Raw genomic sequence first — 26,912 nt, 5'->3', positions numbered from 1 at the left:
AAATGGCTAGCTTACACAGGTAAGCTAGCCATTATGCTATTATAAAGCTTGATAAAGATGTACAAAATACCGATAACAAAAGTAAACCAAAACAGAATCTCAAGCAATATAAAACCGATCAGCGAAACGATCGAGAGTGTCGAATAGATTCTGTACACCATGAAAATCAAATAAACGAGCGTAACAACGGCAAATAACGCCGCAATCCAAAAACCATTCTGCACGAGCGCAAAGGAAAGAATTCCTCCGCCTACATAAATTAAAGAGCCTAATCTGATTTTTTTCAGATTGTCCCCTTCAGGGTCATTTGTGAAAAACAAAAGAGACAGCTCTGTCACTGTGTTTGCAATCAGCTTCAAAGCCGAAAAGAGCATAAAATACACAAGGGCGAACGCTGCAAAAAGCGCCAGTCTGATCCCTTTCTCAGAGAAATAATCCAGCATCCCCTGATACATGCCGAGCGTCTGAAGTATCTTCATGACATAAAGCGAGGTAGAAATGGATAATGACGAACTAAAAAGCAGAATCGCAACGAGCGGAAAATAACCCGTCCAATAAGTATTTTTCATATAAAAAGTCCCTTTCTGTAATCTACCTCACTTATTATGGAGGACTTAAAACACATTGACAAGATAAAAAATACCATTTTTCCTCACTTTTACGAAATAAGGGCCTGATCTTCACAAACCGGCTTTTTCGGAGTAAAGTAGAACGCGGGAATGATAAACGTAAGGAAGGCTGTTATGAAAAAAACATTAAAATTGCAAACCCGATTAACGATATTTGTCTGTATTGTCGTCCTTATCGCACTTTGTATCACCTTTTTCACGATCAGCGTCCAAACAGCAGACCGCGTGAAAGAAGAAGAACGGACGACCGCGCTGCGCACCGCAAAGCTGGTCGCGGAAACACCGAGTGTCGCGCGGGCATTGCAAACAAGAAAAGGGCTGAAAGAGCTCCGGGATTATACATTAGACGTCCAGCATACGACAGGAACCGAATTTGTCGTGGTGATGGATATGAACAGCATCCGCCTCACCCACCCCGACGCAAATAAAATCGGGAAGAAATTCACCGGCGGAGATGAACAGCCGGCGATGCACGGGCATATCAAAACGAGCACATCAGCGGGAACTCTCGGAAAATCCATGAGAGCCTTCGTACCGATCTATGGAAAAGATAAAAAACAAGTGGGCGTCGTTTCGGTCGGAATTTCGCTTAACAAAATACAGGATGTCGTCAGCCACAGTTTGAGACCGCTTTATTTCATCATCTGCGTAAGTATTTTTGTCGGCGTCATCGGAGCCGTCATTGTTGCCCGCACCGTCAAAAACATTATGTACGGTCTTGAGCCTTATGAAATCGCCACCCTCCTGGAAGAGCGGAGCGCCATGCTCGAATCAACGAAGGAAGGCATCCTGGCGGTTGACGCGCGTGGAAAAATCAAGCTCGCCAATGCGGAAGCGAAACGGCTTTTTATTAAAATGGGTATTCCGACTAATCCGGTCGATCAAGATGTGAACGATATTCTCCCGAAAAGCCGGCTGAAACAAGTGATTGAAACGAAAAAACCGCTTCAGGACAGGGATATCCGCATTAACGGGCTTGAGCTGGTCTTTAATGAGGTTCCGATTCATCTGAAAGGACAAACCGTCGGAGCGATCGCCACGTTCAGGGACAAAACGGAGGTCAAACATTTAGCAGAACAGCTGTCCGGTGTTAAAATGTATGCAAACGCATTAAGAGCCCAGTCTCATGAATTCATGAATAAGCTTCATGTCATTTTAGGGCTTGTCCAGTTAAAAGAATACGATGATCTCGGCACTTACATTAAAGACATTGCCATTCAGCAGAAGACGGAAACAAGCGAGATTATAAGTGATGTCAAAAGTCCGGTTCTCGCAGGGTTTCTTCTAGGAAAACAAAGCTACATACGCGAACAGGGCGCTGATCTGGACATTCAGCTCGGCAGCCTGATCCCGAATGCGGCAGATCCGGCCGTCATCCATGAGCTCATTACGATTATCGGAAACCTGTTAAACAACGCGCTCGATGCGGTGGCGCAGATGCCGAAAAAAAACATTACGTGCTCGATGCGGTTTCAGGATCGCCAGCTTGATATAGAGATTACGGACACGGGAGCCGGAATGTCTGCGGCAGACCAAGCCCGTATTTTTGAACAAGGTTATTCCACGAAAGGGACAAACCGGGGGTTCGGCCTCTATTTCACCCAGCAGGCAACAGAAAATTTAAAAGGCCATATGATTGTGACAAGTGAAAAGAATGAAGGAACGACTTTCAGTCTTCGCATTCCGTATGAACCGAAGGAGGAAAATGATGATTAATGTACTCATAGTTGAAGACGACCCCATGGTGGGTGAATTAAATAAACGCTATCTCAGCCAGATTGAAGGATTTCAGCTGAAAGGGATCGCATCATCCTTTCAAAGCGCGCTGCACGTGCTGAGCGAGCATCATATCGATCTCATCCTTCTTGACATTTACATGCCGGGAAAAAACGGGCTTGAGCTATTAACGGAAATCCGCAAACAAAATGAATCGGTTGATGTCATCGTCATTTCGGCCGCAAGCGAGCTGGACGTCATCAAAAAAACGCTTCGGTACGGCGCCGTCGATTATTTAATCAAACCATTTGAATTTGACCGCTTTCAAACCGCTCTTTCCGACTACAGACGCAAGCAGAAAGTTTATCAATCACACAGAAGCATGACACAGAAAGAATTGGATGCCGAGCTTTTTCAAAAGAAAGAAGCGGCGGAAAAGGTTCACCTTCCGAAGGGATTGACAAAAAGCACGCTTAAACTCATCTGGGCGAGCATTGAGTCTTTCGGTGACGGCTCTTTTACCACGGAAGATCTCGCCAAGCATACTGAAATCTCGCAAGTCTCCATCCGGAAATACCTTAAATTTCTGGAAGACATACAAGTGCTGAATGTAGAGATGGCGTACGGCACGATCGGCAGACCCGTCTTCCAATATCATATCAACACCGGCAATGTCAGCAGCATCAAACAATATTTATAATGTCAAAAAGCGCCGTTCCGCTGTGAACGGTGCTTTTTTACTGTCATATCCCGTGACAAAAGGCTTGAGATTCCTTTTTTGTATGCTATATAAGGATAATGACCCGGCTGATCCTCCTCTGTTTTATCCAGATGAGGAAGCCGATTCATAAAATTGATATTTTTTAAAAAATAAGCAAATTTCTATTTATTTATGGCGGGTAAAATGATAAATTATGATTGGTTAGCAGATCTTTTCAGATAAGTCATAAGTCCCGAACCCGGAAGAGACAGCCGCTCAAGGCGGGAAAAAGAGAGACGTCTCATCATTATTATCAGAAAGTTTTTTCGATTCTGCATCCGGTACGGGGACTCAAGTCTGAATTGAACGGCACAGCCATATTTTACAGGGGGGTTATATCTTTGAAAAAACGCAAAATCGGAATGGCGATGGCGCTCATCGCGGCGGCCGGAACCATATTAAGCGCATGCGGTTCAAGTGACAAAGCAAACGGCTCCGGCAGTAAAAACTTTACCGTCGGCATGGTAACGGATATCGGCGGCGTCGATGACAAATCATTTAACCAGTCCGCCTGGGAAGGTATTCAGGCATTCGGAAAAGACAACGGGCTTACAAAAGGCAAAAGCGGTTTTGACTATCTTCAATCAAAATCAGATGCAGATTATACAACGAACTTAAATAAATTAGCGCGGGAACACTTTGACCTGATTTACGGCGTCGGGTATCTGATGCAGGATTCCATCAGCGAAATCGCCGATCAGCGCAAAGACACAAATTTTGCGATCATTGACGCCGTTGTCAAAAAAGACAACGTGGCGAGCCTTACATTTAAAGAGCAGGAAGGTTCATTCCTCGTGGGAGCGGCCGCTGCGCTATCGAGCAAAACGGGAAAAGTCGGATTCGTGGGCGGAATGGAGTCTGAATTGATCAAAAAATTCGAAATCGGCTTCCGTGCGGGTGTACAAGCCGCAAATCCGAAAGCGACCGTCGAAGTGAAATATGCGGGCGGATTTGACAAAGCCGATGTCGGTAAGGCGACGGCTGAAAGCATGTACAAATCAGGCGTTGACGTCATTTATCACGCGGCCGGCGCAACGGGAACGGGCGTCTTCACAGAAGCGAAAAATCTGAAAAAAGAAGATCCGAAGCGGAACGTATGGGTCATCGGAGTTGATAAAGACCAGTACGCGGAAGGTCAAGTCAAAGGCACAAAAGACAATGTCACTCTCACATCAATGGTCAAAAAAGTGGATACAGCCGTGGAGGACTTAACGAAAAAAGCGAGTGACGGCAAATTCCCGGGCGGCAAAACATTAACATACGGTTTGGCGCAAGATGCAGTCGGCATCTCGGATCACAAGGAGAACCTTTCTGACGATGTCATCAAAGCAACAGACGATTGGAAGAAGAAAATCGCGGACGGACTCGAGATCCCTTCAACTGAAAAAGAATTGAAATCCTTCAAGGCTGAGTAAGAATCAGGGGATAAGGAGACTTCCGTGCTTATCCCCTCTCTTTTATGAAAAGAGCGGTGAAGGAAAAGCTGCATCTCTTGCAGCTTTTCTTTTGCCAAGCGCTTTCTCATCAAAGTATCTCTGAAAAGGAGCGTCAAATCGGTGGATTATATCATTGAAATGCTTAATATACGCAAGGAGTTTCCCGGAATCGTCGCCAATGATGACGTCACGCTTCAAGTGAAAAAAGGCGAAATACACGCCCTTCTCGGTGAAAACGGCGCCGGAAAATCGACACTCATGAACGTTTTATTCGGCCTGTATCAGCCGGAAAAAGGCGAGATCCGGGTGCGGGGCGAACGCGTTCACATCAACAGCCCGAACAAAGCCAACGATCTCGGCATCGGGATGGTGCACCAGCATTTTATGCTTGTGGATACCTTTACCGTCTCAGAAAATATCATTCTCGGAAAAGAGCCGAAAACTTTCGGCCGAATTGACAGACAGCGCGCCGCCCGGGACGTGCGCGATATATCCGACCGTTACGGCCTGCACATTGATCCTGAAGCCAAAGTTGCCGATATTTCCGTCGGTATGCAGCAGCGGGCGGAAATATTAAAGACCCTCTACCGGGGCGCCGACATTCTCATTTTTGACGAGCCGACCGCGGTGCTGACTCCGCACGAAATTCAAGAACTGATTCAGATTATGAAAAATCTTGTCAATGAAGGAAAATCAATTATCCTCATCACCCACAAATTAAAAGAGATTATGGAAGTCTGCGACCGTGTCACCATCATCCGGAAAGGAAAAGGCATTACAACACTCGATGTCGCACATACGGATCAGGATGAACTGGCAAGCCTTATGGTCGGACGCGAAGTGTCATTCAAGACGGATAAACAAGCGGCCGATCCGAAACAAGAAGTGCTTTCGCTTTCTGATGTAACGGTGAAGGACGCGCGCGGCGTTGAGGCGGTCAAGCAGCTCTCCCTCTCAGTCAGAGCCGGTGAAATCGTCGGCATTGCGGGCGTTGACGGAAACGGCCAGTCTGAATTAATTGAAGCCATTACAGGTCTCAGAAAAACAAATGCCGGCACGATCACGTTAAACGGCAAACAGCTGCAAAACATGCCGCCCAGGAAAGTCACTGAAGCCGGCATCGGGCATATTCCGCAGGACCGGCATAAACACGGGCTCGTCCTTGATTTTCCGATCGGAGAAAATATCGTGCTGCAAAGTTATTATCAAAAGCCCTACTCTTCTTTCGGCATATTAAATAAACACACGATTTATGACAAAGCGCGAAGCCTGATTGAAGAATACGATGTCAGAACACCTGATGAATATACGCCTGCGCGCGCTCTCTCCGGGGGGAATCAGCAAAAGGCCATTATCGGCCGGGAAGTGGACAGAAATCCGGATCTTTTAATTGCGGCCCAGCCGACGCGGGGACTCGATGTCGGCGCGATTGAATTCGTCCATAAAAAGCTCATTGAGCAGCGTGACGCCGGTAAAGCGGTGCTTCTGTTATCTTTTGAACTTGATGAAATAATGAATCTCAGCGATCGCATCGCCGTCATCTTTGAAGGCAGCATCATCGCAAACGTCAATCCGCTTGAAACAAACGAGCAGGAGCTCGGGCTTTTAATGGCGGGAAGTAAGCAAATGGAGGCGGGGAAAACACATGATTAATCGACTTTCTCACCTGGCTGTGCCGCTGATTGCGATCATCCTTGGGTTAGCTGCGGGTGCGGTCATCATGCTCGCCAGCGGCTACAATGTCGTAAGCGGGTATTCGGCTCTTTGGAGCGGCATTTTCGGTGAAGTGTATTACATCGGGGAATCGATCCGGCAGATTACGCCATATATTTTGTCCGGATTGGCCGTGGCATTCGCATTTCGGACTGGCCTGTTTAATATCGGGGTTGAAGGACAGCTCCTTGTCGGCTGGACCGCCGCGGTGTGGGTCGGCGCTTCCTTTGACGCCCCCGCTTACATCCACCTTCCGCTTTCGTTATTGGCGGCTGCGGCTGCAGGCGGCATTTGGGGCCTGATTCCCGGATTTTTAAAAGCCCGTTTTTTTGTCCACGAAGTGATTGTCACGATCATGATGAATTATATCGCTCTTCATTTAACCAATTATCTCATTTCCGATGTCATGACGGACCACCGGGACAAAACAGACAAAATTCATGAAAGCGCGTCGCTCCGCTCGCCGTTTTTAGAGCAGCTGACAGATTACTCCCGCCTTCACTGGGGCATTCTGATCGCTCTGTTTGCAGCAGTCCTCATGTGGTTTATCATTCATAAAACAAAAAGCGGATTTGAATTCCGGGCTGTCGGCTTTAACCAGCACGCCGCACAATACGCCGGAATGAGCGTCAGAAAAAATATGATGTACGCCATGATGATTTCCGGCGCCTTCGCCGGGCTTGCCGGCGCGATGGAAGGACTCGGAACCTTTCAATACGCGGCGGTTAAGGGCGCCTTTACCGGCGTCGGCTTCGACGGCATTGCGGTTGCGCTTCTCGGCGGCAGCACGGCAATCGGCGTTGTTCTGGCGGCATGTCTTCTCGGCGGCCTTAAAGTCGGGGCATTAAATATGCCGATTGAATCCGGGGTGCCTTCTGAAGTTGTTGACATCGTCATCGCCATTATTATTTTGTTTGTGGCATCAAGCTACGCCATCCGTCTCATCCTTGATAAATTGAAGAAAAAGGGGGCGAAGTAAGTGGACTTCCTGCAGATTTTATCCATTATTGTCCCGGCAACACTCGTATATGCGGCTCCGCTTATTTTAACCGCTCTCGGCGGCGTGTTTTCTGAAAGATCGGGGGTTGTCAACATCGGTCTTGAAGGACTGATGATTATCGGCGCCTTTACAAGCGTCATGTTCAACTTATTTTTCGGACGCGAGCTTGGCGCCGCCGCTCCGTGGCTCGCCTTGGCTGCGGCTATGATTGCCGGCGGACTGTTCTCACTGATCCACGCGGCCGCCGCGGTTTCTTTCCGCGCCGATCAGACGGTAACCGGTGTGGCGATCAATATGCTCGCGTTAGGAGCGACACTGTTTATCGTCAAGCTGATCTACGGAAAGGCGCAGACTGATAAAATCCCGGAGCCCTTTTACAAAACGAACATTCCCGGGTTAAGCGATATTCCGGTTTTAGGAAAGATTTTCTTTTCCGACGTATATTATACGTCGATTTTAGCCATCGTACTGGCCTTTGCTTCCTGGTTTATTTTATTCAAAACGCCGTTCGGCCTCCGCATCCGTTCTGTCGGGGAACATCCGATGGCGGCCGATACGATGGGAATCAACGTGTTCGGCATGCGCTATATCGGCGTCATGATCAGCGGGCTGTTCGGCGGGCTCGGCGGCGGTGTATATGCTTCCACGATCGCGCTTGATTTCACGCACTCCACCATTTCCGGACAAGGCTTTATCGCTCTCGCCGCGCTGGTTTTCGGCAAATGGCATCCGATCGGCGCGCTCGGGGCGGCGCTGTTCTTCGGATTTGCGCAGAGTTTGAGCATTATCGGCTCGCTTTTGCCCCTGTTCAAAGACATTCCGAATGTATACATGCTGATGGCTCCTTACATTCTGACCATTCTCGCGCTTGCCGGCTTCATCGGCCGCGCGGATGCGCCTAAAGCCAACGGCATCCCTTACATTAAAGGAAAACGCTGATTGCCACAAAAAAGAGTTCCGCACCCTGGTGCCGGAACTCTTTTCATCTATATACGATTCTGATATACTCACGCGGCTGAAACGGTGTTTGCATTGATTCAGCCGCACTCAGCTTGTCTTCTGCGTATTCCGCACCGAGAAAAAAACGCTCCCAATTATGTGCCTCCGTCTGCTGCCGTGTTTTGCAGAAATCGTCCGCTATGAATGTTCCTGCAATAATAGAACAAAATATTCCAATACAGGCCGCCGCCTTTCTCTTCATCTGACCAGCTCCTTTTTTAAAAGCTTGATCTGAAAGATAAATGTATATACAAAGATCAGGATATTTGATAAATTTATTTTAGGTTCAAAAGACCACAAAAACACAGAAAGGAATACATTATGCCGTAGCAGGGTAAAAAAAAGTGCGATATAATTTGTACTGGGTCCTATGACCGTGAATTGATTGATTCACTCTTACATAAAGCAGTTGCTTGATGAAAAAACAAGCAAAGGAGGTCTTCTGTTGCAGCTGTTACATTTCGCGATTTTGGCGCCTTTTTTATTTGCATTTATCGTTCCCTTTCTTTATAAACGGGTAAAACAAGTCCATACAGGCTGGTTTGTGCTGATAGTGCCCGTTGTGCTGTTTGTTTACTTTATCAGCAAGCTCCCTGTAACAATGGCTGGGGAAACCGTCCGGTATGCGGCCGAATGGATTCCGTCCCTCGGTATTAACTATACCGTTTATCTTGACGGACTCGGGCTGTTATTCGCTTTATTGATTACGGGCATCGGCTCTTTAGTGACGCTTTACAGCATTTTTTACTTATCGAAGGACAAAGAAAAGCTCGGCCCCTTTTATGTGTACCTGCTGATGTTTATGGGCGCGATGCTCGGCGTTGTGCTCGTCGATAACGTTATCGTGCTTTATATGTTCTGGGAGCTGACAAGCCTGTCATCCTTCTTATTAATCGGGTATTGGCATAAGCGGAAGAAATCACGCTACGGTGCGGAAAAGTCACTGCTGATTACCGTCGGCGGCGGGCTGTGCATGCTCGGCGGCTTTATCCTGCTGTATCTGATGACGGATTCTTTCAGTATTAGGGAAATGGTCAACCAGGTGCATATTATCGCAGGCCATCCGTTCTTTATTCCGGCGATGGTTCTCCTGTTATTGGGGGCTTTTACGAAATCAGCGCAGTTTCCGTTTTATATCTGGCTGCCTGATGCCATGGAGGCGCCGACTCCTGTCAGCGCCTATCTGCACTCGGCTACAATGGTGAAAGCGGGCATTTATGTGATTGCCAGATTCAGTCCGGTTTTTGCATTTTCACCCGTCTGGTTTTGGACGGTTGCCTCAGTCGGTCTGATCACGATGGTATGGGCTTCCTTTAATGCGATGAAACAAACCGATTTAAAAGCGATTCTGGCATTTTCCACAGTCAGCCAGCTCGGTATGATTGTATCGATGCTCGGCGCAGGAGCCGCCGCGCTTCATTACCAGCATTCAGAGTATTTTACGGCGGCTGTCACCGCGGCTGTGTTTCACTTAATTAACCATGCTACTTTTAAAGGAAGTTTATTTATGGCGGTCGGCATTATCGACCATGAAACGGGAACACGGGACATCCGCAGGCTCGGCGGACTGATGGCGCTTATGCCGGTAACCTTCACCGTTTCACTGATCGGAACGTTTTCCATGGCGGGCCTCCCTCCGTTTAACGGCTTTTTAAGTAAAGAAATGTTCTTTACAAGTATGCTGCGGATTGCTCATGCAGATATTTTCAGTCTGGATACGTGGGGCGTGCTGTTCCCCGTTCTCGCATGGATCGGGAGCGTCTTCACTTTCATCTACAGCATGAAGCTGTTTTTCAGAACGTTCAGCGGCGCGCGCAAACCTGATCAGCTTGAAAAGACGCCGCATGAAGCTCCGCTCGGCATGCTGATTTCGCCGGTGATCCTTGCCGCTTGCGCCGTCAGTCTGTTTTTTGCACCGAACGTTTTGTCTTACAGCCTGATTGAACCGGCGATGAATTCCATTTATCCGGCTCTGTTAACCGGCGGAGATACATTCCATGTCCATATTTCCCAGTGGCATGGGGTGACGGCTGAGGTAATGATGACCCTCGGCATCATCATTGTCGGCACGATCGGTTACGTAACGCTGTCTAAATGGGAGCGTTTGTACGGTCTGTTTCCGAAAAAACTGACGCTGAACAAGCTTTACGATGCGGTGACGGGCAGTATGGAAAAAAGATCTTACCAGCTGACGTCATCTTATATGACCGGATTTTTGCGGGATTATCTGCTGTATATCTTTGCGGCGTTTATCATTCTCATCGGAGCGGCGTTCGTCATGAAAGGCGGCTTTTCCATGACAGCGAAAGGAATGGCTGAAATCGGCCTGTATGAAATCGTGCTGTCCCTCGTTATGGTGAGCGCAACGATTGCGACTGTGTTCGCCAAATCGCGGCTGACGGCCATTATCTCACTCGGTGTTGTCGGGTATACACTCGCGCTGTTTTTCGTGATCTTCAGAGCGCCCGATCTGGCGCTCACGCAGCTCGTCATTGAGACGATATCCGTCGCCTTGTTTCTTCTTTGTTTTTACCATCTGCCGAAAATGCGGCGAAAAAAGAAGACAAGAACATTCCGGATGACGAATTTTATCATTTCTCTCGGTGTCGGCGTCATCGTGACAATGCTCGGAATCGCGTCTTCCAGCGAAAAAACAAAAGACAGCATCTCCTCCTTTTTCACCGCTTACAGCCATAAGCTCGGGGGAGGAAACAATATCGTCAACGTCATCCTCGTTGATTTCAGGGGATTTGATACGATGTTCGAAATCACGGTGCTGTCGATTGCCGCACTCGGGATTTACGGCATGATCAGAACGAAAGTAAAAGAGGAGGGAGAAGAGCATTGAGACAGCAAAACACAAACGACATCATCCTTCAGACGGCAACGAAGCTTGTATCTTTTATCATTCTGCTTTTCTCTTTCTATTTATTTTTATCGGGACATAACGCTCCCGGCGGAGGATTTGTCGGCGGACTGATTACGTCTTCGGCCATCGTGCTGTTGCTTTTGGCCTTTGATTTAAAAACCGTCAAATCGATTTTGCCCGTCAATTTTATTTATGTGGCGGGCGCGGGTCTGCTTATCGCGATTGCAACGGGTGCAGGTTCGTTCTTATTCGGAGCACCCTTTCTCACCCATACATTCGGCCATTTTCATCTCCCGGTGCTTGGGAATACGGAGCTTGCGACGGCCACTTTGTTTGATTTAGGTGTGTATCTCGTTGTTGTCGGCGTGACGATGACCATTATTCAAACGATTGGAGAGGAAGAATAATGGAAATCTTAATGTCTGTCATTGCCGGTATTTTGTTTATGGCGGCAACCTACCTGCTGCTTTCTAAAAGTCTGCTGCGCGTGATTATCGGCACCGCGCTTTTAAGCCACGGCGTCCATTTGCTGCTCCTGACCATGGGCGGACTGAAAAAAGGCGCCCCTCCCATACTGGGCGGAAAAAGCACGTCGTTTGTCGATCCGCTGCCGCAGGCACTCATACTGACGGCGATCGTTATTTCGTTCGGCGTCACGTCCTTCCTGCTTGTGATGGCGTTTCGCGCCTATCAGGAACTGAAAACGGACGATATGGATCGAATGAGGGGAAATGATCAACATGAATAACTTTGTGATATTGCCTATTCTGGTGCCGCTGCTTGCCGCAGTGCTGCTGATTTTTATGAACAGGCACGTGATGCTGATGCGGATATTCAGCACTGCCGCTTCCTGTGTCTCCATCGTCATCAGCGCCGCTCTCGTTCAGACGGTTTTCACACACGGGATTCAGACGCTGACACTCGGCGGCTGGAAAGCGCCGTACGGCATTGTGCTCGCCGCGGATCAGCTCGCCGCACTGCTTGTTTTGACAACCGCCATAATCGGGCTGCTCGTCACCCTGTACTCCTTCCGCTCCATCGGAGAAAAAAGGGAGCGCGCTTTCTATTATTCAGGGGTGCAGTTTCTTCTGGCCGGCGTAAGCGGAGCGTTTTTGACGGGTGACCTGTTCAACATGTACGTCTTTTTTGAGCTTCTGCTTATCGCGTCCTACATGCTGATCGTGCTTGGCGGAACGAAAATTCAATTAAGAGAATCATTGAAGTATATCGTGTTTAACATTGTGTCATCCGCGTTTTTTGTCATCGGCGTCGGTTACTTATATGCGGTGACGGGCACGCTGAATATGGCTGATCTAAGCGTAAAAATAAGCGAATCGGGCCAGACCGGGCTGATAACCGTCATCGGCGTCCTTCTTCTCATCGTTTTCGGTTTAAAGGGCGGGATATTCCCGCTGTATTTCTGGATGCCGGGCTCTTATTACGCCCCGCCGGCTGCGATTTCGGCCTTATTCGGGTCTCTTTTGACGAAAGTCGGCCTGTACGCCATTTTAAGAGTATTCACCCTGATCTTTATTCACGATACGGGCTTTACCCACCAATTGATGATGTGGCTTGCGATGCTGACGGTGCTATTCGGCGTAATCGGATCTATCGCCTTTTCGGATGTCATGAAAATCGTCATCTACAATATTATTACAGCCGTCGGCGTGATTTTGTTCGGCATTGCCATGAACACGCCGGCCTCCATTCAAGGAGCGGTTTATTACTTGATTCACGATATGCTGATTAAAGGAGCGCTGTTCATGCTCGCCGGCACGCTTATCGCATTGACGGGCACTGCCAGCCTGCATAAAATGGGCGGACTGATCACCCGTTATCCCGTTTTGGGATGGATGTTCTTTATTTCAGCCATATCTCTGGCCGGCATCCCCCCGTTCAGCGGATTTGTGGGCAAGCTGAAGATCGCGGAAGGCGGGTTCGATAAGGGGGAAACTTTGTTTTCCGTATTGATTCTCTTATCCAGCCTGCTTGTGCTCTATTCCGTGCTGAAGGTTTTTACGACGGCTTTTTGGGGGGAAGAAAAAGAAATCCCCGGCCCCGGCGCAGGCGGACGGTCCGCAAAAGGACTTCTTTATCCGGCAGCCGCTTTTCTCCTTTTGTCGCTTCTGTTCGGGCTCGGAACCGAATGGGTTTCACCGTATGTCAATCAGACGGCTGAGAATCTGCTGAATCCGGAAAAATACATTGAAGCTGTTTTGAAGGAGTAGATGGCATGGCTTTTCAACTATTATTAAATGTTCTTCTCGCTGTTTGCTGGATGTTTCTCACAAACAGCTTCAGCGCGGCGGGTTTTATGACCGGATTTATCGCGGGCTTGGCGGCGCTGTTTTTTTTCCGGCGCTTCTTCTCGCGGCCGTTTTACATTTGGAAAATATGGTCAGTCATCAAACTGGCGCTGATCTTTATAAAGGAATTATATTTGGCCAATGTCAGCGTGCTGAAAACCGTTATATCGCCGAAACTGAACATCCGCCCGGGCATTTTCGCGTTTAAGACGGAATTGACGGAGGATTGGGAGATCACGCTGCTCTCGCTGTTAATCACTTTAACACCGGGTACGCTCGTGATGGATATCTCCGATGACCGGTCGATTCTCTATATACACGCCATGGACATTGAAGATGCGGAGAAAGCGATCCATGACATCCGCGTCTCTTTTGAGAAAGCCATTCAGGAGGTGAGCCGCTGATGTTTACGTTTATTCTGCAATTATCACTCGGCATTATGGCGGTTTCGACTCTTCTGTACGTCATTCGCGTCATAAAAGGGCCTACGATACCGGACCGGGTCGTCGCGCTTGATGGGATCGGCATTAATCTGATTGCCATGACCGCGCTTGTATCCATTCTCTTAAACACATCGGCCTTTTTGGACATCATTCTGCTGCTCGGCATTTTATCGTTTATCGGCACGATTGCCTTTGCTAAGTTTTTGGAGAAAGGAGAGATTATCGAAAATGATCGAAATCGTTAAATGGGCCGTCGCCGTTTGTATTCTGATGGGATCGCTGATCTGCCTGGTCGCGTCTTTCGGCACACTCAGGCTTCCTGATGTGTATACGCGCGCCCACGCCTCTTCAAAAGGCTCGACACTCGGCGTTAATTTGGTATTGCTCGGGGTGTTAGGCTACTTGTGGATGCTGACCGGAGAAATTTCTGTAAAAATACTGCTCGGCATCATTTTTATCCTGCTGACGGCGCCGGTCGGAGCGCACCTCATATGCAGGGCCGCGTACAATTCGGGAGCGGCGCTTGATAAAAGAAGCGTTCAGGATGATTACAAAGGGATCAGAAACTTTGTGATCAAACGAAAAGAAGATTCATATTTGTAAAAACAAACAGCCGGACGATTCAGGGTTCCGGCTGTTTGTTTATTTTGTTATAACAGCCAGCGTGCAGCGGGAAACACAGATCAGCCTTTCCCGTTCATCGAAAATGTTAATCTCGTACACAATGGTTGCCCTGCCTGTGTGAACGGGTTTCGCAATCGCCGTGACCGTCCCGCCCTCTTTCACGGATTTTAAATGATTAGCATTAATCTCAAGCCCGACACACGCCTGGTTCGACCGGTCGATAAAATGCTGGGCCCCGACACTTGCAACAGTCTCCGCCAGCGCTGCTGACGCGCCTCCATGCAGATATCCGAAAGGCTGCACCGTCCTCTTATCCACCGGCATCACCGCCACGCATCTCTCCGGCGTGTTTTCAGTGATTTCAATACCGAGTGCGCCGAGCAATGTATTGTTCAGATTCATAGGTCATTCTCCCTTCAAGATTTATAGTACGTTATCTGACTTGGCGATCAGCACCGCTTCAGTTCGGGAGCCGACATTCAGCTTGTTAAAAATGGATGTCAGGCTGTATTCAATTGACCGCTTGCTTAAGTGAAGCGCATCTGCGATTTCCTGATTGGTCAAACCTTTTTCGACCTCTTGGAGAATATGTCGCTCTCTCGGGGTTAACCGATCCTGCTCACTTTGAGGGGAAGAAGACGTTTTTGTTTTTTGCTGGGTCATCAGCTGTTTGAAATAGGAGAAATCAACTAAAATCTGTCCGTTGAGCACGTGATATATGTATTGCATGATTTTCTCTTTAGATTCGGTTTTGCTGATGGCGCCATGCAGGCCCGCGCGGATGGATTCTTCAAAATAATCTTCAACCTCATAGCCTGTGTAGACAATGATTTTACAGAGAGGATTCTCTTTTAAGATTTTCTTGGAAAGCTCTATGCCGCTGATGTCATCACCCAGATTTAAATCCATTAATATGAGATCGTAAGCTGAAAAATCATGCCGGAGAACGAATTGTTCACTGGCATCAGGACTGAGGCAATCGACAGAAAGATTCGTGTCCGTTTCCAGAATCGTCTTGGTGCCCTCCATGACAGCCGGATGATCATCAATCACTAGTATCTTTTTCATGGTTTCCTCCCTTTTACTCACTCATTTCCATTTTATTAAAAAGACTTGGCTTCTGCCAAGTCGATTTGGTGATAAATTGGTTACAATTCCATTTCAATATCCGCTTTAAAACCGTTTCCTTCACTTGTGTCGATTTTCATCCGTCCGTCAAGCGCACGGACGCGCTCCTTAATACCTGAAAGACCCATACTCATCGACTGCCCGCCGCCTTCTTCCTGATTGAATCCGACACCGTCGTCTTCATAATGCAGAATCACTTTATTTTGAATGCTGATCAGCATAATCAGCACCTCATTCGCCTGTGAATGCTTCATGGCGTTCGAAAGAAATTCCTGAATAATGCGGTACAAATTCAGCTGCGTATCCAAATCCAGCGCCGCCGTAAACCGGCCCGTATTCAGACGGATATGAAACGGCGCACGCTCCTGCTGCTGTGCGGCAAGCTTGGATACCGCCTTGACCAGGCCCAAATCATACAGCAGCTGAGGCCGAAGCTCATGGCACGTCTCCCGGGTCATCAAAATGACATCGGACATCTGCTCATTCATCTGATGAAGCTTGTCCTGCACCTCTAACTGGCAAGGCTCCTCTTTCTTAAAATCGGCCAGAAACAGCTCACACTGGCGCTTCAAAGAAATCAAGTCCTGCAGCACTGAATCATGCAGATCACGGGCCAAATCCGAACGCTGCTTTTCCTCGATCGTAAACATCAGCTTTTTTAGCCAGACCGGGTTTGAGCCTTGTTGTTTTAGATCTTGTAAATGGTTCATGAGTTCTTCGATCTGCAATATGTTTTCCATCGAAACACTTGTATAAAAAGACAATGTCTTTAACCAAGATATCTCATCTCTTGTCAGTCTCGGAGTATTAATGCTCGACAAACAAAGCAGAACGTATGAGTTTGCCCCTCTTTCTCCAATCTTCATCAGAAAACCTTGATTTACTTCAATAATCTTTCCAATCTCTGATGTGACTTTAACAAATTCTTTTTTATACGGCTGCCAGTTCGGTTCACTGTTCTGTTTATCAAAATACAGAATGTCTCCGTCAGAATTGATTTCAAATATATAAGCTTTACTAACAGGCAAGACGTCCAAAATAGTCTTTTTCAAATTCATAAACACTTGATTTAAAGCTGATACGCTTTTAAGAAGCTGTGTATATTTATAAATGCTGTCTTGATAATTATATTTTTCTGAAAAACGTTTCAGGCGGAATTTGTAGTCTAATAACTCCTTAATATAAAATACCGCTAAAAAAATCAAAAATACATATACAGTGATTTGAATAATGTTAAAGTTATTCCCCTTGCTGTCGAATAATATATTCAGCCAAACAACTCCAATAGTCGGAACAATGGAAAGGAAACCATAGTACCTGATTCTGCCTAACAAAAAATCTATATCATAGATTTTATTGACCACGAATTGGTAGACTAACGCTAACGGAATAATAATTATAAACGGTGACGTCACTATAGCAGAATAAATATACCGTCCGAACAATACCTCAGGTATAATATAAAAAACTGTAAAAGGGAAAAAAGCTATGGTGTTAGATATAAGTAACACTTTCAACAAATAAAAGTGATCCTTTTTTCTATAGACTAGTCCATAAAAAATAATAACCGTGTAAACAACCATCATTTCCAAAAAAAATGTTCCTAAATTAATATTCGTAACAAGTTGAAAAGCAAAATGGTTTTGGAATATCTCAATTATTATATTAATAACCGGCAAAATATATAAAGCAGACACAACATAACCAGATGAAAACTTTATTTTTAATTCTTTAAAATATTGATAAAGAAAGTGATAGTATAGTACAGGTACATTCAAAAACGTAAAAAGGTTAATATATCTGTTTATTTCATACCCTCTAGTTACTCCACCTGCGCTTAAATAAGCAATAGATGTAAATAATAAAAAGATAATTAAAATATAGGCTGAATAAGTATCTTTTACTCTGTTAACTTTATAAATGTAAAAAATACACAACAAGCTTAAAGCAAACAATATGCACGGGATAATATAAATAAAAAAGCTATAAGAGCTGTTCAAGGAAATAAATTCCGTATTATGTAGGTCTATTTTATGGTTATCCCTTATAATTTTCATATGTTCAGCTTTCGCTAGATATTGACCTTTTATATTCTCTTCTGTCGGTATTTTTCCGCTTATTTCAATTATCCTGTCTCCCTCTTTTAAGCCCATATATTTACCATACGTAGACTTGGAGAGTTTTACAACCTGTAATTCATGGTTATTGTTTTCAACCACATAGGTTCCTACCAAAATTCCGTTTTGAGTAAAATATATAATATGAGCAACGTAAAAGAGACTGACGAATAACAATACAATCGAAAAATTTCTAATGAATTTTTTCAATAAATCTCACTCTCTCAATCATTGTTCCCAAAAAATTCCCCTACATCTTTTTGATTGACTTAAATCTCTTTCAAAAATCTCAACAATGGCAGGTAACAGTTTATCCGGAACTCCTATTAAACTAGCTTCCCCACACGCTAACTTTGTAAGTACAAGTGGATTTTCCATAAGATAATGTACGATATCTTGCTTCACTGTAATTTCCTCCGTTAAAGTTCTAACATTATATTTAAATCTTTTATACTTGTCGTAATTTCTTCCTCGTACATTTTAATTAACATTGAAATATACTGGCTAACTCCTGCATCAAATAGCAGGTCTTCAAAGCTTTTTTTATTATCAATGAGGAATGAATGATAACTTGCTTCTGCATTCATTAAATCCAAGATTTTTTCTGAAGCAGCATTAAATCTTCGCTTTAGATACAACAGAATTAATGTTTTTCTTCCCTTTTTGATATCACTACGATTTTTATTAAAAAGACCATAATAATCATTTTCAATCTGTTTAACAATTCCAATTTTATAAGAATAATTCTCAATTTCTTCGTTAAACTCCCCATTTGCAAGCATTGTTCCTAATACAGCTGACATTGCAGTAAGCGAGCCTGATTTTTGCTTAATCATTTGAAGACATTCATCTTCAGTTTCAGGAAAATTTCTCAGATCATTATGCTGACCTTGCATTGCATTTAAGGCATATTTCATAGCAAACCGGGGAAAATCGGAGTTCGTTTTAAGCTCACAAATCACTTGAAGACTTATTGAATAAAGAGAAGTGGCTGCATTTAATGAGATAGATTGATCTACCTTCATCCATTCCTTATCCAAGTTATCTTCATCCTCTATATCGTCAAAAATATCAAAAGCTAAAATTAACAATTCAATTCCTGAAGCTAATAACGTAATATCCGAATAATGTTTACCATCGAAAGCCATATAATGCTTAAATGCAAGAACGCCAAAAGCAAAATTATTTTTTTCATTTATAAAAGTCTGAAGAGTGTCTTTTAAATGTGGATTGTTTATTTTCTCCCTAACAATTTCCTTCATCTTCTCTTTAATCGTTTCGGCATCTAAACACATTTGCTCAATAATTGTCTTCACCCTCCCATTCTATTTTACTAAATGCAGGTGATGAAAGACAGCAGGTTTTTCGTTTTTTAACAATCGTATAATACTTTATCCATGAAATGGATAAAAAATGCACAAAAAAAAGACTTGTTTCCAAGTCTTTTTAAGAAATTTTCATTGCATATGAGAATTTATCGAGCTGATCAATGCTTTTGTTAATGTTTCGTAATGAGTCGGTTGTTTCTCTGATATCATTTTCAAGTCGGAATAATAATTGCTTTACTTCTTCTAATTTGTTTTCCACCGTTTCCACACTCCTTTTTTTGAAAGATCAATGAATTGTGTATGGTGAACGAGTCCTAGGTATTTGATCTGTTACTAATAGTGTAAACGTTTTTGCGGGATTTTTCACCGAAAAGTATGTGTAAAAGTATCTGCGTGACACCGCAAACCAGGGTAATCCCATAGTCCCGAATGAAGCATTTAGCGAACAGGACTATATAACTACCAGAAAGGCAGACGTTTAGGATGAAGCAGACCAATCTGGCGGTTCTGCTGTTTTTTTAACGGTTTTCCGACAAACCGGCAAGGACTATAGTCCCTGCCGTCGCAATTTCAAAACAGAATGGGCGAACAGCGTCGCATAACCACCGACAAACACCGAAAAGACCGCAACCCCCGCATTGTGGTCTTTTGCATGTCATAACTCGTTATCACGCCGCCTATACTCATGTATAACGAATGTTTTCTCAGGAAGGAGGCCGCCATATGCATTATGTGTATCCATGCTTCCCTGTTTTCGCCGCGCCATACCGGCATCCTGCGCCCAGTGCCCCGGTTCACGCAGATATTTTGACAGCGTCCGCAAAAGAGACTGCGGGCATGCTGGAGGATGCGCGCCTGCTCCTTGCGCGGCTGTCGGCGTCAAAAGAGCTTGCGCGCCGTATCCTCACCGCAGCGCAATCATCTGACACCGCAACGGTCAAGCGGCTCATTAAGCAGACCGGCATCAAAAATGACTTTGACGTGACGTATAATCCCGACGGCATCCGTGTCAGTCTGATCAGAGAGCAAAGCCGGTTTACCATCGCCCTCAGGTGGTCGGCTTAAAGCGGCTCAATCCACGATCAGCTGCCGGCACCATTCGATCGCCTGTAAGTAACATTCATACGCTTCTTCTTTGTTCAGTTCTTTTCCCCACTCGTCACAGTCCCAGTTGTTGCATTCAATGGCTTTGACGAACGCGAGCATCTTATAATAATCGTTTTCATAACCGAGCAGCGCCTGTCCGACTTCATCGATTAAAGGCAGTTCTTTGATGATATCCTCCAGCTCCCTGTGAAGAAGCGTATCGATGAGCGAAAACATGCCGATCAGCATGTAAGAAGAGGGCTGGGGCCTTCCGGTTCTTTTCGCCAGCAGTTCGCACAGTTTGGCCCTGATTAAGGAAATCTTAATGATTTCTTTTTGGCTTGAGTGGCTTTTCGCCGTTAAATCTCTAAATGAAAGAATGTAAATCAAGCGCTTAATCTCATTCAGCCCAAGCATCATGATGGCCTGCTGGATGCTGTCTATCTTTTTTTTCAGCCTTGTTTGCGATCCGTTTAAAAAACGCAGAATCTGATACGATAAGCTGACGTCCCGCTCTATGTATTCCGTCACACGCTGTATATTGGGCTGGTCATTGTTTAATTCGCTTAAAAGCTGGTAGTAAGAATGAAAATGAAACGTCAGATCATTTCCGCTGATGACACGCGGTTCACTGAAAAAATATCCTTGAAACAGGTGAAAGCCGTCTATGGCCGCCTGTTTATAATCTTTTCTCGTCTCCACTTTCTCCGCTAAATAAATCAGACTTTTACAGCTGTACGTCTGAATGATTTTTTTGCGCTCCAGACGCGAGGATTGCAAAAAGTCGATTTTTAAAATATCAATATATTTCATCAGCTGTTCCACTAACTCTTCATTTTCCGGATTGATGGCGTAAAAATCATCAAGTGCTAATGTATATCCTAATTTCTTCAGCTGTCTGCATCTTGAGATGAGTGCCGGAGTGATCGGTATGTCCTCAAGAATTTCGATAATAAGCTGGTCAGGATCAAAGGAGGTAGGGAGATCTGAAAACATCAGGCTTTCTGTAAAATTCACAAAGCAGCGTTTCCCCTCAGTCAGCTTTTCGATTCCGATGTTGATAAAGCTGTTAATAATGAGATCCGTCGTAGCTTTATCTCCGTCAGCGGCCGAATAACGGTTCTCTTCGCTCTCCCGGTAAAGAAGTTCATAAGCAACAACCTGTTCGTTTCTGTTGAAGATAGGCTGTCTCGCAACAAACACCTTCATTCATTTACCCCCTTAGATGCGGCCTTCGAACATAAGTATATCAAATAACTTGACGAAATTTGTCTAAATGTGAAAAATATTATCACAACAAAAAGGCCTTTCCAGAGAAAGGAAAGGCCGCTTTGTCTTCTATTCAAGTTCCCGTTTCAGCTCGCTTTTGATTTCATGAATCCGCTGCATCTTGTTGCTCCAGCAGTCTTCGCTTAAATCGACCGGATATTCTTCCGGCTTGCTGATCCGTTTGTATTCCTCCCACAGAAGTTTGAGGTTATCCTGCACGTATTGCTGGATGTCGGTAATTTCGGGATTATCATAGCATAAAACGCCGTTTTCAAATATCGGCTCATGCAAGTCTTTCGCATAGAAATCAGTGACGAATTTGCTGACGAACGTGTGGACGGGATGGAACATTTTTAAGCGTTTCTGATCATTTACCCGCTCGTCATAAAGCGCGATATAATCACCTTCCGAGTGGTGATTCAGCTTGTTGATAATCCGGTATACTCTCTTTCTTCCCGGCGTTGTCACTTTTTCAGGGTTTGACGAAATTTTAATGGTGTCGGTCAGTTTGCCGTCCTCTTCAATGGCGACAAGCTTGTAAACCGCGCCGAGGGCCGGCTGATCGTATGCGGTAATCAGCTTCGTGCCGATGCCCCACGTATCGATTTTCGCTCCTTGCGATTTCAGATTTAATATCGTGTGCTCATCAAGATCGCTTGAAGCAATGACCTTTGCGTCTGTGAAACCCGCTTCATCAAGCATTTCACGCGCTTTTTTTGACAGGTACGCCAAGTCCCCGCTATCCAGGCGGATGCCGATGAAGTTGATCCGGTCGCCGAATTCCTTTGCGACTTTAATCGCATTCGGCATGCCCGAACGGATCGTATCGTACGTATCTACGAGAAATACGCAGTCTTTGTGGGTCTCCGCATATTTCTTAAATGCCGTATATTCATCGCGGTACGCTTGTACGAGCGCATGAGCGTGCGTGCCGGATACCGGTATATTAAAACGCTTTCCGGCTCTTACATTACTCGTCGCGCTGAAGCCGCCGATCAAAGCCGCTCTCGCTCCCCACATAGCCGCATCCATTTCATGGGCGCGCCGCGTTCCGAATTCGAGGGCGTCTTCGTCACCGACAACGCCTTTAATGCGGGCCGCTTTCGTGGCGATTAATGTTTGGTAATTCACAATGTTAAGCAGAGCCGTCTCAATCAGCTGGGCTTCGATCAGGGGCGCTTCGACCCGCATAATCGGTTCGTTGTTAAAAACGAGCTCGCCTTCTTTCATGCTGTAAAGAGATCCGGTAAAAGAAAGATCCCGTAAATACTCAATGAAATCATCAGCATAGTGCAATTCCGTTTTTAAATAATTCAGATCGCTGTCGGTAAATTTGAAGTTCTCCAAGTATTCGATTGCTTTTTCTAAGCCCGCAAATACCGCATAGCCGTTTTCAAAGGGAAGCTTTCTGAAAAAAAGCTCAAAAATCGCTTTTTTCTCATGAATGCCGTCTCTCCAGTACGTTTCGGCCATATTAATTTGATAAAGATCTGTATGTAAAGACAAACTGTCGTCTTTAAAACCATGCTCCACCAAAATTGTTTTCCCCTTCCTTACTCTGCCACTTGCGCTCCGATGCTGTTCTTAAAATGGGACAGGGCCCATTCATGCCCTTCCGGATTAAAGCTGGCCACAGCGTTTTGATGAATGACGATCTGAAAGCCCTTGTTGTAGGCGTCAACCGCCGTGTGAAGAACGCAGATGTCCGTGCACAGGCCCGCAAGATGCAGCTCAGTGATCTGCCGTTCCCGCAGTTTCAGCTCTAAATCCGTTCCCGCAAAAGCAGAATATCTCGTTTTTTCCATATAATTTACGTTTTTTGCGTGTTTATGTTTCTCATAAAGAGGCGATAGCCTTCCGTACAGCTCTTTGCCCTCCGTGCCGTTGATATTATGCGGAGGAAACAGGCGTGTCTCGGGATGAAAATCATCGTCTGCATCATGCGAATCAACCGCAAAGACAACGTAATCACCGTTTTCTATAAATGCTTGCGTCAAACTGACAATCGTATCTTCAATCTGTCTCGCGGGTTCTCCGCAGGTTAATGCCCCGTTCTCTGCTGCAAAATCATTCGTATAATCAATGCATATAAATGCTTTTTTCATAGCCGGCCTCCCCGCCATTCATATGAAAACCATTATATCCTATCTCCACTTGTAAGTGAATTGGCATTGTAAAATGACAAACGGTGTTTTGCCCTTTTAAGATTTCAGGAGTGAGCGCTGAAAAATGTCATCCTGTACGTAAATGCCGTCAAGGTTCACGGCATAATCGGCGGCAAAAACCAGGCCGAGCGGCGTTTCGAATTGAAGATCCGATATGACGGAGCTTCGGACACCGGCAAGTGCGGCAAGCTTCATATATGGTGAATAAGCATGATACGGGAGCCTTCCGTTTATATAGAGCACCGCGTCTTTTCGGCTTTTCAGCGCCTGTTTCACTTCTTCATACGGCTGCTTTTGCAGCACCTGCCCCTTCGTCAGGGCAATGATGACTCTTTCACGCAGCGAGCCTAAAAATAAATGGCGTTCATCCGGTTTCGTCTGCAGAGGGCCGTACATCCCCTGCTGTAAATAAAGGTCAACCGTTTTGTCGCTCATCGGCCTGTCCCTCCTCAGCTTGTTTTACAATTATCGCCCCGGACGGGACGCGGTAAACCGCTTCGTTACATTTCAGCCACCCAATGGGAGATCTTGCCGGCGAGCTCTCCGGCGGGTTCTTCTTCAATCAGCTTGCTGAATGATTGTAAAAGCCGCTGCGCCAGCGCCTTTTTCTCTTCCTCATAGGAAATGATCGTGCTCCACTCAAGTTCCGGAACGGCTACAAGGGTATGCTGTTCTTTTTTATTTTCATGCAGATATACATCACCGATCATTCCGGACTGCACGGTAATATTCGCTTTTCTGATTTTCATAAAAAATTCCCCTTTTATAAAGACTGATTCTATTATACTACAAAAAAGCGACAGCCTCCTAAAAGGAGGCTGTCACGCGTTAAACCAATCAGGTTCGTCAAACACATCGATGTCTTCAAAGCGCGTTTTGCTGAATTTATTAGTGACTTTGACAAAATCTCCGGAATGAAACGCCCCTGCCCCCGCGCCTGAGTGGTCAACGGCTTTGGGAGAAATGGCAAACACGTCACCGAAGCTCGCCGCAGCGTCTCCGGCTAAACTCATAATATAAATCGGTCCCACAATTGCAGGCATACCCACACCTCCGCTTTTCTTTACAGCATTTTATGCGCTGCATCGGGAGTTGTGCCCGTTTTTATTTCGGCTTGCGGCTGTCTTCGAGCTTTGACCGCTGACGAAGTTTGATAAGCCGGACGATATTTAAGACGAAAGCTTTTAAAACCGCGTAAACCGGCACGGCCAGAATCATTGCGAGAATGCCGCCGAAACTGCCCGCTCCGATAAGCAGAAGAATAATGGTGAGCGGGTGGGTATTGAGCCGTTTCCCGATGACAAGCGGAGAAAGCAGATTCCCGTCAAGCTGCTGGACGACAACGACAACAATAACGGCAAACAGCGCCTTAGCCGGCGAATCCATAAACGCGATAATCACCGCGGGCGCCGCCCCGAGAAACGGCCCCAGGTACGGAATGATATTGGTGACGGCGATCACCATCCCGAGAATTAACGCATACTGCAGGCCGATGATCCAATATCCGATAAAGCATGCCGTTCCGACAAAGAGACAAATCAGCAGCTGGCCTTGGAAATAGGCGGCCAATGTGACATATAAGTCATTAAATATTTTGCGACCTTCCGCCCGGTAGGAAGTAGGCAGGATTTTAACCGCCAAGAGCGGAAACCGCCGGCCGTCCTTCAGCATATAAAACAAAATGAACGGAACGGTGATCACGACAAGCGTGATATTCGTAACGACGCCGAACACGGCCGACAGGCTTGCCGTAATATTTTGCGGAAGGCTTTGTAAAAATCCCGTCAGAGACTGCTGGATTTTTTCTATCGACACATAATCCTGCGTCATCATCCACGTAAACCATTTGGAATGGGATAATTGCGCCGTCAAGACTTGAATCTGATGAATGTAATCAGGGAAATTGTTAATCAGCCCCGTGACCTGGGAAGCCACAATCGGTCCGATGGCGGTGAACATAAAGGCAATCAGGCCGATGAAAACGAGATAAATGAGCAGGATCGCCAATGTCCGGGGGATTTTTTTCTCAAGCAGGCGCACGATCGGATTAAAAATGAAAAACAAAATGCCCGAGATCAAAATCGGAAAAAACAGAGTGGTGATAAAACCGAAAAACGGCTGAAAAATAAACGAGACTTTCGTTGATACGTAAATAATGAGCAAAACGAGCAAAATTTGCAGCGTCCAAAAATGGACCTTTGATTTCAACAAGCGGTTTCCTCCTATTGTCATGTGAACTTGTACTGTGATTGTACCAAAAAAAGCCGCCGTGCATCTATGTATCTCAAAAAAGAAGACGCACCGGGGTTCTATAGGGCCGCCTCCGGTTTGCGCCTTATTCGTGCTGTTACACGCGTTCGGTATAATCAGGCATGACGGAAACCACATGGCGGTTTCTGATATAAAATACACGGTCATGCGTTTCTTCAATGGCGATGTGATCCGGAGTGGCATCAATCAGCCGTCCTCTGACAATGCGTCTGACGGTTTGAATGATAAACCTTGAGCCGATAAGCTTATGGATGGTCTGATAAACGTAAGGATCCACTAACGAGACGATTTGCGGGCTTCCTTGATGGGCCATTTTCGCTGATCCCCTTTACTATGTTTTCCTTCAGCATATGCAGCGGACAAAGGCTTTGACACAGTACGTCTATCGGAGCGGAAAAGGTGTTAGTGAGCATGCGGAGTTATGTAAGCGGAAAAGGCCGCATGAGTGGCCTAGACTGAGCTTCTTAAGGGATATTGGGCTTGGTCAATTAACTGATCAAGCTTTTGGATTTGTTTGAGCGCGGCCGTGTGATCCATTTGGCGGTAATGGTGATGTCCGCCGGGTTCTTCATCGAGTTCATCCGCTTGTTTCACGATTTGCTGGAGCGTATTCTTGTCCAGTTCGCCTTCAGGCAGATAGGAATCGGTGTGAAGCAGAATCGCCAGCGCAATGTCCTTCGCCGCTTTCGGTTCTTCACCGAGCCGGATGAGCAGCTTATGCGCCCGTTCCGCGCCTTTAATGGCATGGATATCGTTTCTTCTGTACTTTTCATAATCCCATTTGCCGTCTGTGTACCATTCATAATGGCCGACGTCATGCAGTAAAGCCGCTTTCGCCGCAAGATCCGGGCTGACACCTGCTTTTACGGCAAGACGGTATGCATGAAACGCGCAGGCGATCGCATGGGCGACACCGGAACGCTGTAAATACTTTTGTGCGATTGGATGGGTGAAGACATCCATTAACGTTACATTTCTCATGGAAACCCCTCCTTAATATATTTTTAGAATCCTAACATAAATCGAGAAGAAACTCAATTCATCTGATACATT

Annotated in this window: 31 protein-coding genes; 14 read left to right on the top strand and 17 right to left on the bottom strand. The window is 45.9% G+C overall.

Annotation, left to right across the window (positions count from 1 at the left end; all coding sequences use genetic code 11):
• Positions 1 to 11 precede the first annotated feature (11 nt).
• Entirely contained in the window at positions 12 to 569 is a 558-nt protein-coding gene (locus NQS30_RS03510) for a YufK family protein (RefSeq protein ID WP_007408662.1), read from the bottom strand.
• A 174-nt stretch (positions 570 to 743) separates the two neighbouring features.
• Here NQS30_RS03510 and malK point away from each other — a divergent pair, with 174 nt between their 5' ends.
• The 6 genes from malK to nupQ all read left to right on the top strand — a co-directional run bounded on the left by malK (position 744) and on the right by nupQ (position 8,193).
• Positions 744 to 2,345: a malate sensor histidine kinase MalK gene (gene malK / locus NQS30_RS03505; RefSeq protein WP_012118305.1), complete on the top strand. Its 1,602-nt coding sequence runs from the start codon at positions 744 to 746 to the stop codon at positions 2,343 to 2,345.
• Complete coding sequence (locus NQS30_RS03500; protein ID WP_003152077.1) at positions 2,338 to 3,045, top strand: response regulator; 708 nt, start codon at positions 2,338 to 2,340, stop codon at positions 3,043 to 3,045. The genes malK and NQS30_RS03500 overlap by 8 nt, the downstream gene beginning before the upstream one ends.
• 401 nt (positions 3,046 to 3,446) lie before the next feature.
• Positions 3,447 to 4,520, top strand: coding sequence for a BMP family lipoprotein (locus NQS30_RS03495; protein ID WP_007408665.1), 1,074 nt, complete (start codon positions 3,447 to 3,449; stop codon positions 4,518 to 4,520).
• A 141-nt stretch (positions 4,521 to 4,661) separates the two neighbouring features.
• Complete coding sequence (locus tag NQS30_RS03490) at positions 4,662 to 6,194, top strand: ABC transporter ATP-binding protein (protein WP_014418755.1); 1,533 nt, start codon at positions 4,662 to 4,664, stop codon at positions 6,192 to 6,194.
• Entirely contained in the window at positions 6,187 to 7,233 is a 1,047-nt protein-coding gene (locus NQS30_RS03485) for an ABC transporter permease (protein WP_012118308.1), read from the top strand. Before NQS30_RS03490 ends, NQS30_RS03485 begins: the two co-directional genes overlap by 8 nt.
• Complete coding sequence (gene nupQ / locus NQS30_RS03480; protein WP_124692762.1) at positions 7,234 to 8,193, top strand: guanosine ABC transporter permease NupQ; 960 nt, start codon at positions 7,234 to 7,236, stop codon at positions 8,191 to 8,193.
• A 43-nt stretch (positions 8,194 to 8,236) separates the two neighbouring features.
• Here nupQ and NQS30_RS03475 read toward each other — a convergent pair whose 3' ends face one another.
• On the bottom strand, positions 8,237 to 8,455 hold the full coding sequence (locus tag NQS30_RS03475; RefSeq protein WP_124692761.1) for a hypothetical protein: 219 nt from the start codon (positions 8,453 to 8,455) through the stop codon (positions 8,237 to 8,239).
• A gap of 243 nt (positions 8,456 to 8,698) precedes the next feature.
• On the opposite strand from NQS30_RS03475, the gene NQS30_RS03470 reads away from it, so the two are divergent.
• The 7 genes from NQS30_RS03470 to mnhG are packed head-to-tail and all read left to right on the top strand — an operon-like array spanning position 8,699 to position 14,474.
• A complete protein-coding gene (locus NQS30_RS03470) occupies positions 8,699 to 11,101 on the top strand; it encodes a Na+/H+ antiporter subunit A (protein WP_124692760.1) in 2,403 nt (800 codons plus the stop codon).
• Entirely contained in the window at positions 11,098 to 11,529 is a 432-nt protein-coding gene (locus tag NQS30_RS03465; RefSeq protein ID WP_007408670.1) for a Na(+)/H(+) antiporter subunit B, read from the top strand. The genes NQS30_RS03470 and NQS30_RS03465 overlap by 4 nt, the downstream gene beginning before the upstream one ends.
• Positions 11,529 to 11,870 carry a Na(+)/H(+) antiporter subunit C gene (locus NQS30_RS03460; protein ID WP_003152063.1) on the top strand — a complete coding sequence of 114 codons (342 nt, stop codon included), beginning with the start codon at positions 11,529 to 11,531 and terminating at the stop codon, positions 11,868 to 11,870. The genes NQS30_RS03465 and NQS30_RS03460 overlap by 1 nt, the downstream gene beginning before the upstream one ends.
• Complete coding sequence (locus NQS30_RS03455; protein WP_072589517.1) at positions 11,863 to 13,350, top strand: Na+/H+ antiporter subunit D; 1,488 nt, start codon at positions 11,863 to 11,865, stop codon at positions 13,348 to 13,350. Before NQS30_RS03460 ends, NQS30_RS03455 begins: the two co-directional genes overlap by 8 nt.
• Positions 13,351 to 13,355: 5 nt before the next feature.
• Positions 13,356 to 13,832, top strand: a complete 477-nt coding sequence (locus NQS30_RS03450; protein ID WP_218791341.1) for a Na+/H+ antiporter subunit E — start codon at positions 13,356 to 13,358, stop codon at positions 13,830 to 13,832.
• Positions 13,832 to 14,116 carry a Na(+)/H(+) antiporter subunit F1 gene (locus NQS30_RS03445; RefSeq protein ID WP_012118311.1) on the top strand — a complete coding sequence of 95 codons (285 nt, stop codon included), beginning with the start codon at positions 13,832 to 13,834 and terminating at the stop codon, positions 14,114 to 14,116. The genes NQS30_RS03450 and NQS30_RS03445 overlap by 1 nt, the downstream gene beginning before the upstream one ends.
• The gene (gene mnhG, locus NQS30_RS03440) at positions 14,100 to 14,474 is read left to right on the top strand and encodes a monovalent cation/H(+) antiporter subunit G (protein WP_003152056.1); all 375 of its coding nucleotides are present in this window, start codon (positions 14,100 to 14,102) and stop codon (positions 14,472 to 14,474) included. Before NQS30_RS03445 ends, mnhG begins: the two co-directional genes overlap by 17 nt.
• A gap of 39 nt (positions 14,475 to 14,513) precedes the next feature.
• On the opposite strand, the gene NQS30_RS03435 is transcribed toward mnhG, so the two are convergent.
• From NQS30_RS03435 to degQ, 6 genes are all read right to left on the bottom strand, one after another.
• Entirely contained in the window at positions 14,514 to 14,897 is a 384-nt protein-coding gene (locus NQS30_RS03435; RefSeq protein ID WP_012118312.1) for a hotdog fold thioesterase, read from the bottom strand.
• A gap of 21 nt (positions 14,898 to 14,918) precedes the next feature.
• The gene (gene comA / locus NQS30_RS03430; RefSeq protein ID WP_003152052.1) at positions 14,919 to 15,563 is read right to left on the bottom strand and encodes a two-component system response regulator ComA; all 645 of its coding nucleotides are present in this window, start codon (positions 15,561 to 15,563) and stop codon (positions 14,919 to 14,921) included.
• Between the two features lie 80 nt (positions 15,564 to 15,643).
• The gene (locus tag NQS30_RS03425; protein ID WP_015240483.1) at positions 15,644 to 17,950 is read right to left on the bottom strand and encodes a sensor histidine kinase; all 2,307 of its coding nucleotides are present in this window, start codon (positions 17,948 to 17,950) and stop codon (positions 15,644 to 15,646) included.
• An 18-nt stretch (positions 17,951 to 17,968) separates the two neighbouring features.
• The gene (gene comX, locus NQS30_RS03420) at positions 17,969 to 18,145 is read right to left on the bottom strand and encodes a competence pheromone ComX (RefSeq protein WP_015240484.1); all 177 of its coding nucleotides are present in this window, start codon (positions 18,143 to 18,145) and stop codon (positions 17,969 to 17,971) included.
• 14 nt (positions 18,146 to 18,159) lie between these two features.
• Positions 18,160 to 19,035, bottom strand: coding sequence for a polyprenyl synthetase family protein (locus NQS30_RS03415; protein WP_025285191.1), 876 nt, complete (start codon positions 19,033 to 19,035; stop codon positions 18,160 to 18,162).
• Between the two features lie 151 nt (positions 19,036 to 19,186).
• Entirely contained in the window at positions 19,187 to 19,327 is a 141-nt protein-coding gene (gene degQ, locus NQS30_RS03410; RefSeq protein WP_003152043.1) for a degradation enzyme regulation protein DegQ, read from the bottom strand.
• A 464-nt stretch (positions 19,328 to 19,791) separates the two neighbouring features.
• Here degQ and NQS30_RS03405 point away from each other — a divergent pair, with 464 nt between their 5' ends.
• Positions 19,792 to 20,133 (top strand): YuzC family spore coat inner layer protein, encoded by a 342-nt coding sequence (locus NQS30_RS03405; protein ID WP_124692757.1) that lies wholly within the window; start codon positions 19,792 to 19,794, stop codon positions 20,131 to 20,133.
• Between the two features lie 6 nt (positions 20,134 to 20,139).
• Here NQS30_RS03405 and NQS30_RS03400 read toward each other — a convergent pair whose 3' ends face one another.
• The 9 genes from NQS30_RS03400 to NQS30_RS03360 form a co-directional block, all read right to left on the bottom strand.
• On the bottom strand, positions 20,140 to 21,363 hold the full coding sequence (locus tag NQS30_RS03400; RefSeq protein ID WP_007408678.1) for an EAL and HDOD domain-containing protein: 1,224 nt from the start codon (positions 21,361 to 21,363) through the stop codon (positions 20,140 to 20,142).
• 129 nt (positions 21,364 to 21,492) lie between these two features.
• Positions 21,493 to 22,959, bottom strand: a complete 1,467-nt coding sequence (locus NQS30_RS03395) for a nicotinate phosphoribosyltransferase (protein ID WP_020954301.1) — start codon at positions 22,957 to 22,959, stop codon at positions 21,493 to 21,495.
• Positions 22,960 to 22,976: 17 nt separating this feature from the next.
• Positions 22,977 to 23,528, bottom strand: coding sequence for a cysteine hydrolase family protein (locus NQS30_RS03390; protein ID WP_003152033.1), 552 nt, complete (start codon positions 23,526 to 23,528; stop codon positions 22,977 to 22,979).
• A 96-nt stretch (positions 23,529 to 23,624) separates the two neighbouring features.
• Positions 23,625 to 24,023 (bottom strand): YueI family protein, encoded by a 399-nt coding sequence (locus NQS30_RS03385; RefSeq protein ID WP_003152031.1) that lies wholly within the window; start codon positions 24,021 to 24,023, stop codon positions 23,625 to 23,627.
• 65 nt (positions 24,024 to 24,088) lie between these two features.
• Positions 24,089 to 24,337: a YueH family protein gene (locus tag NQS30_RS03380; protein ID WP_003152028.1), complete on the bottom strand. Its 249-nt coding sequence runs from the start codon at positions 24,335 to 24,337 to the stop codon at positions 24,089 to 24,091.
• 72 nt (positions 24,338 to 24,409) lie between these two features.
• Positions 24,410 to 24,631: a spore germination protein gene (locus NQS30_RS03375; RefSeq protein WP_007408682.1), complete on the bottom strand. Its 222-nt coding sequence runs from the start codon at positions 24,629 to 24,631 to the stop codon at positions 24,410 to 24,412.
• A gap of 61 nt (positions 24,632 to 24,692) precedes the next feature.
• Positions 24,693 to 25,799 (bottom strand): AI-2E family transporter, encoded by a 1,107-nt coding sequence (locus NQS30_RS03370; protein ID WP_015418110.1) that lies wholly within the window; start codon positions 25,797 to 25,799, stop codon positions 24,693 to 24,695.
• A gap of 136 nt (positions 25,800 to 25,935) precedes the next feature.
• A complete protein-coding gene (locus NQS30_RS03365) occupies positions 25,936 to 26,172 on the bottom strand; it encodes a DUF2642 domain-containing protein (protein WP_003152023.1) in 237 nt (78 codons plus the stop codon).
• A gap of 137 nt (positions 26,173 to 26,309) precedes the next feature.
• Positions 26,310 to 26,840 carry an HD domain-containing protein gene (locus NQS30_RS03360; RefSeq protein WP_007408684.1) on the bottom strand — a complete coding sequence of 177 codons (531 nt, stop codon included), beginning with the start codon at positions 26,838 to 26,840 and terminating at the stop codon, positions 26,310 to 26,312.
• Positions 26,841 to 26,912 lie beyond the last annotated feature (72 nt).

The sequence above is a fragment of the Bacillus sp. B1(2022) genome, from assembly GCF_040259625.1.
Taxonomy (GTDB): domain Bacteria; phylum Bacillota; class Bacilli; order Bacillales; family Bacillaceae; genus Bacillus; species Bacillus velezensis.
The sequence above is the reverse complement of the archived record's forward strand: the minus strand, read 5'-3'. Positions and strand labels throughout refer to the sequence as shown.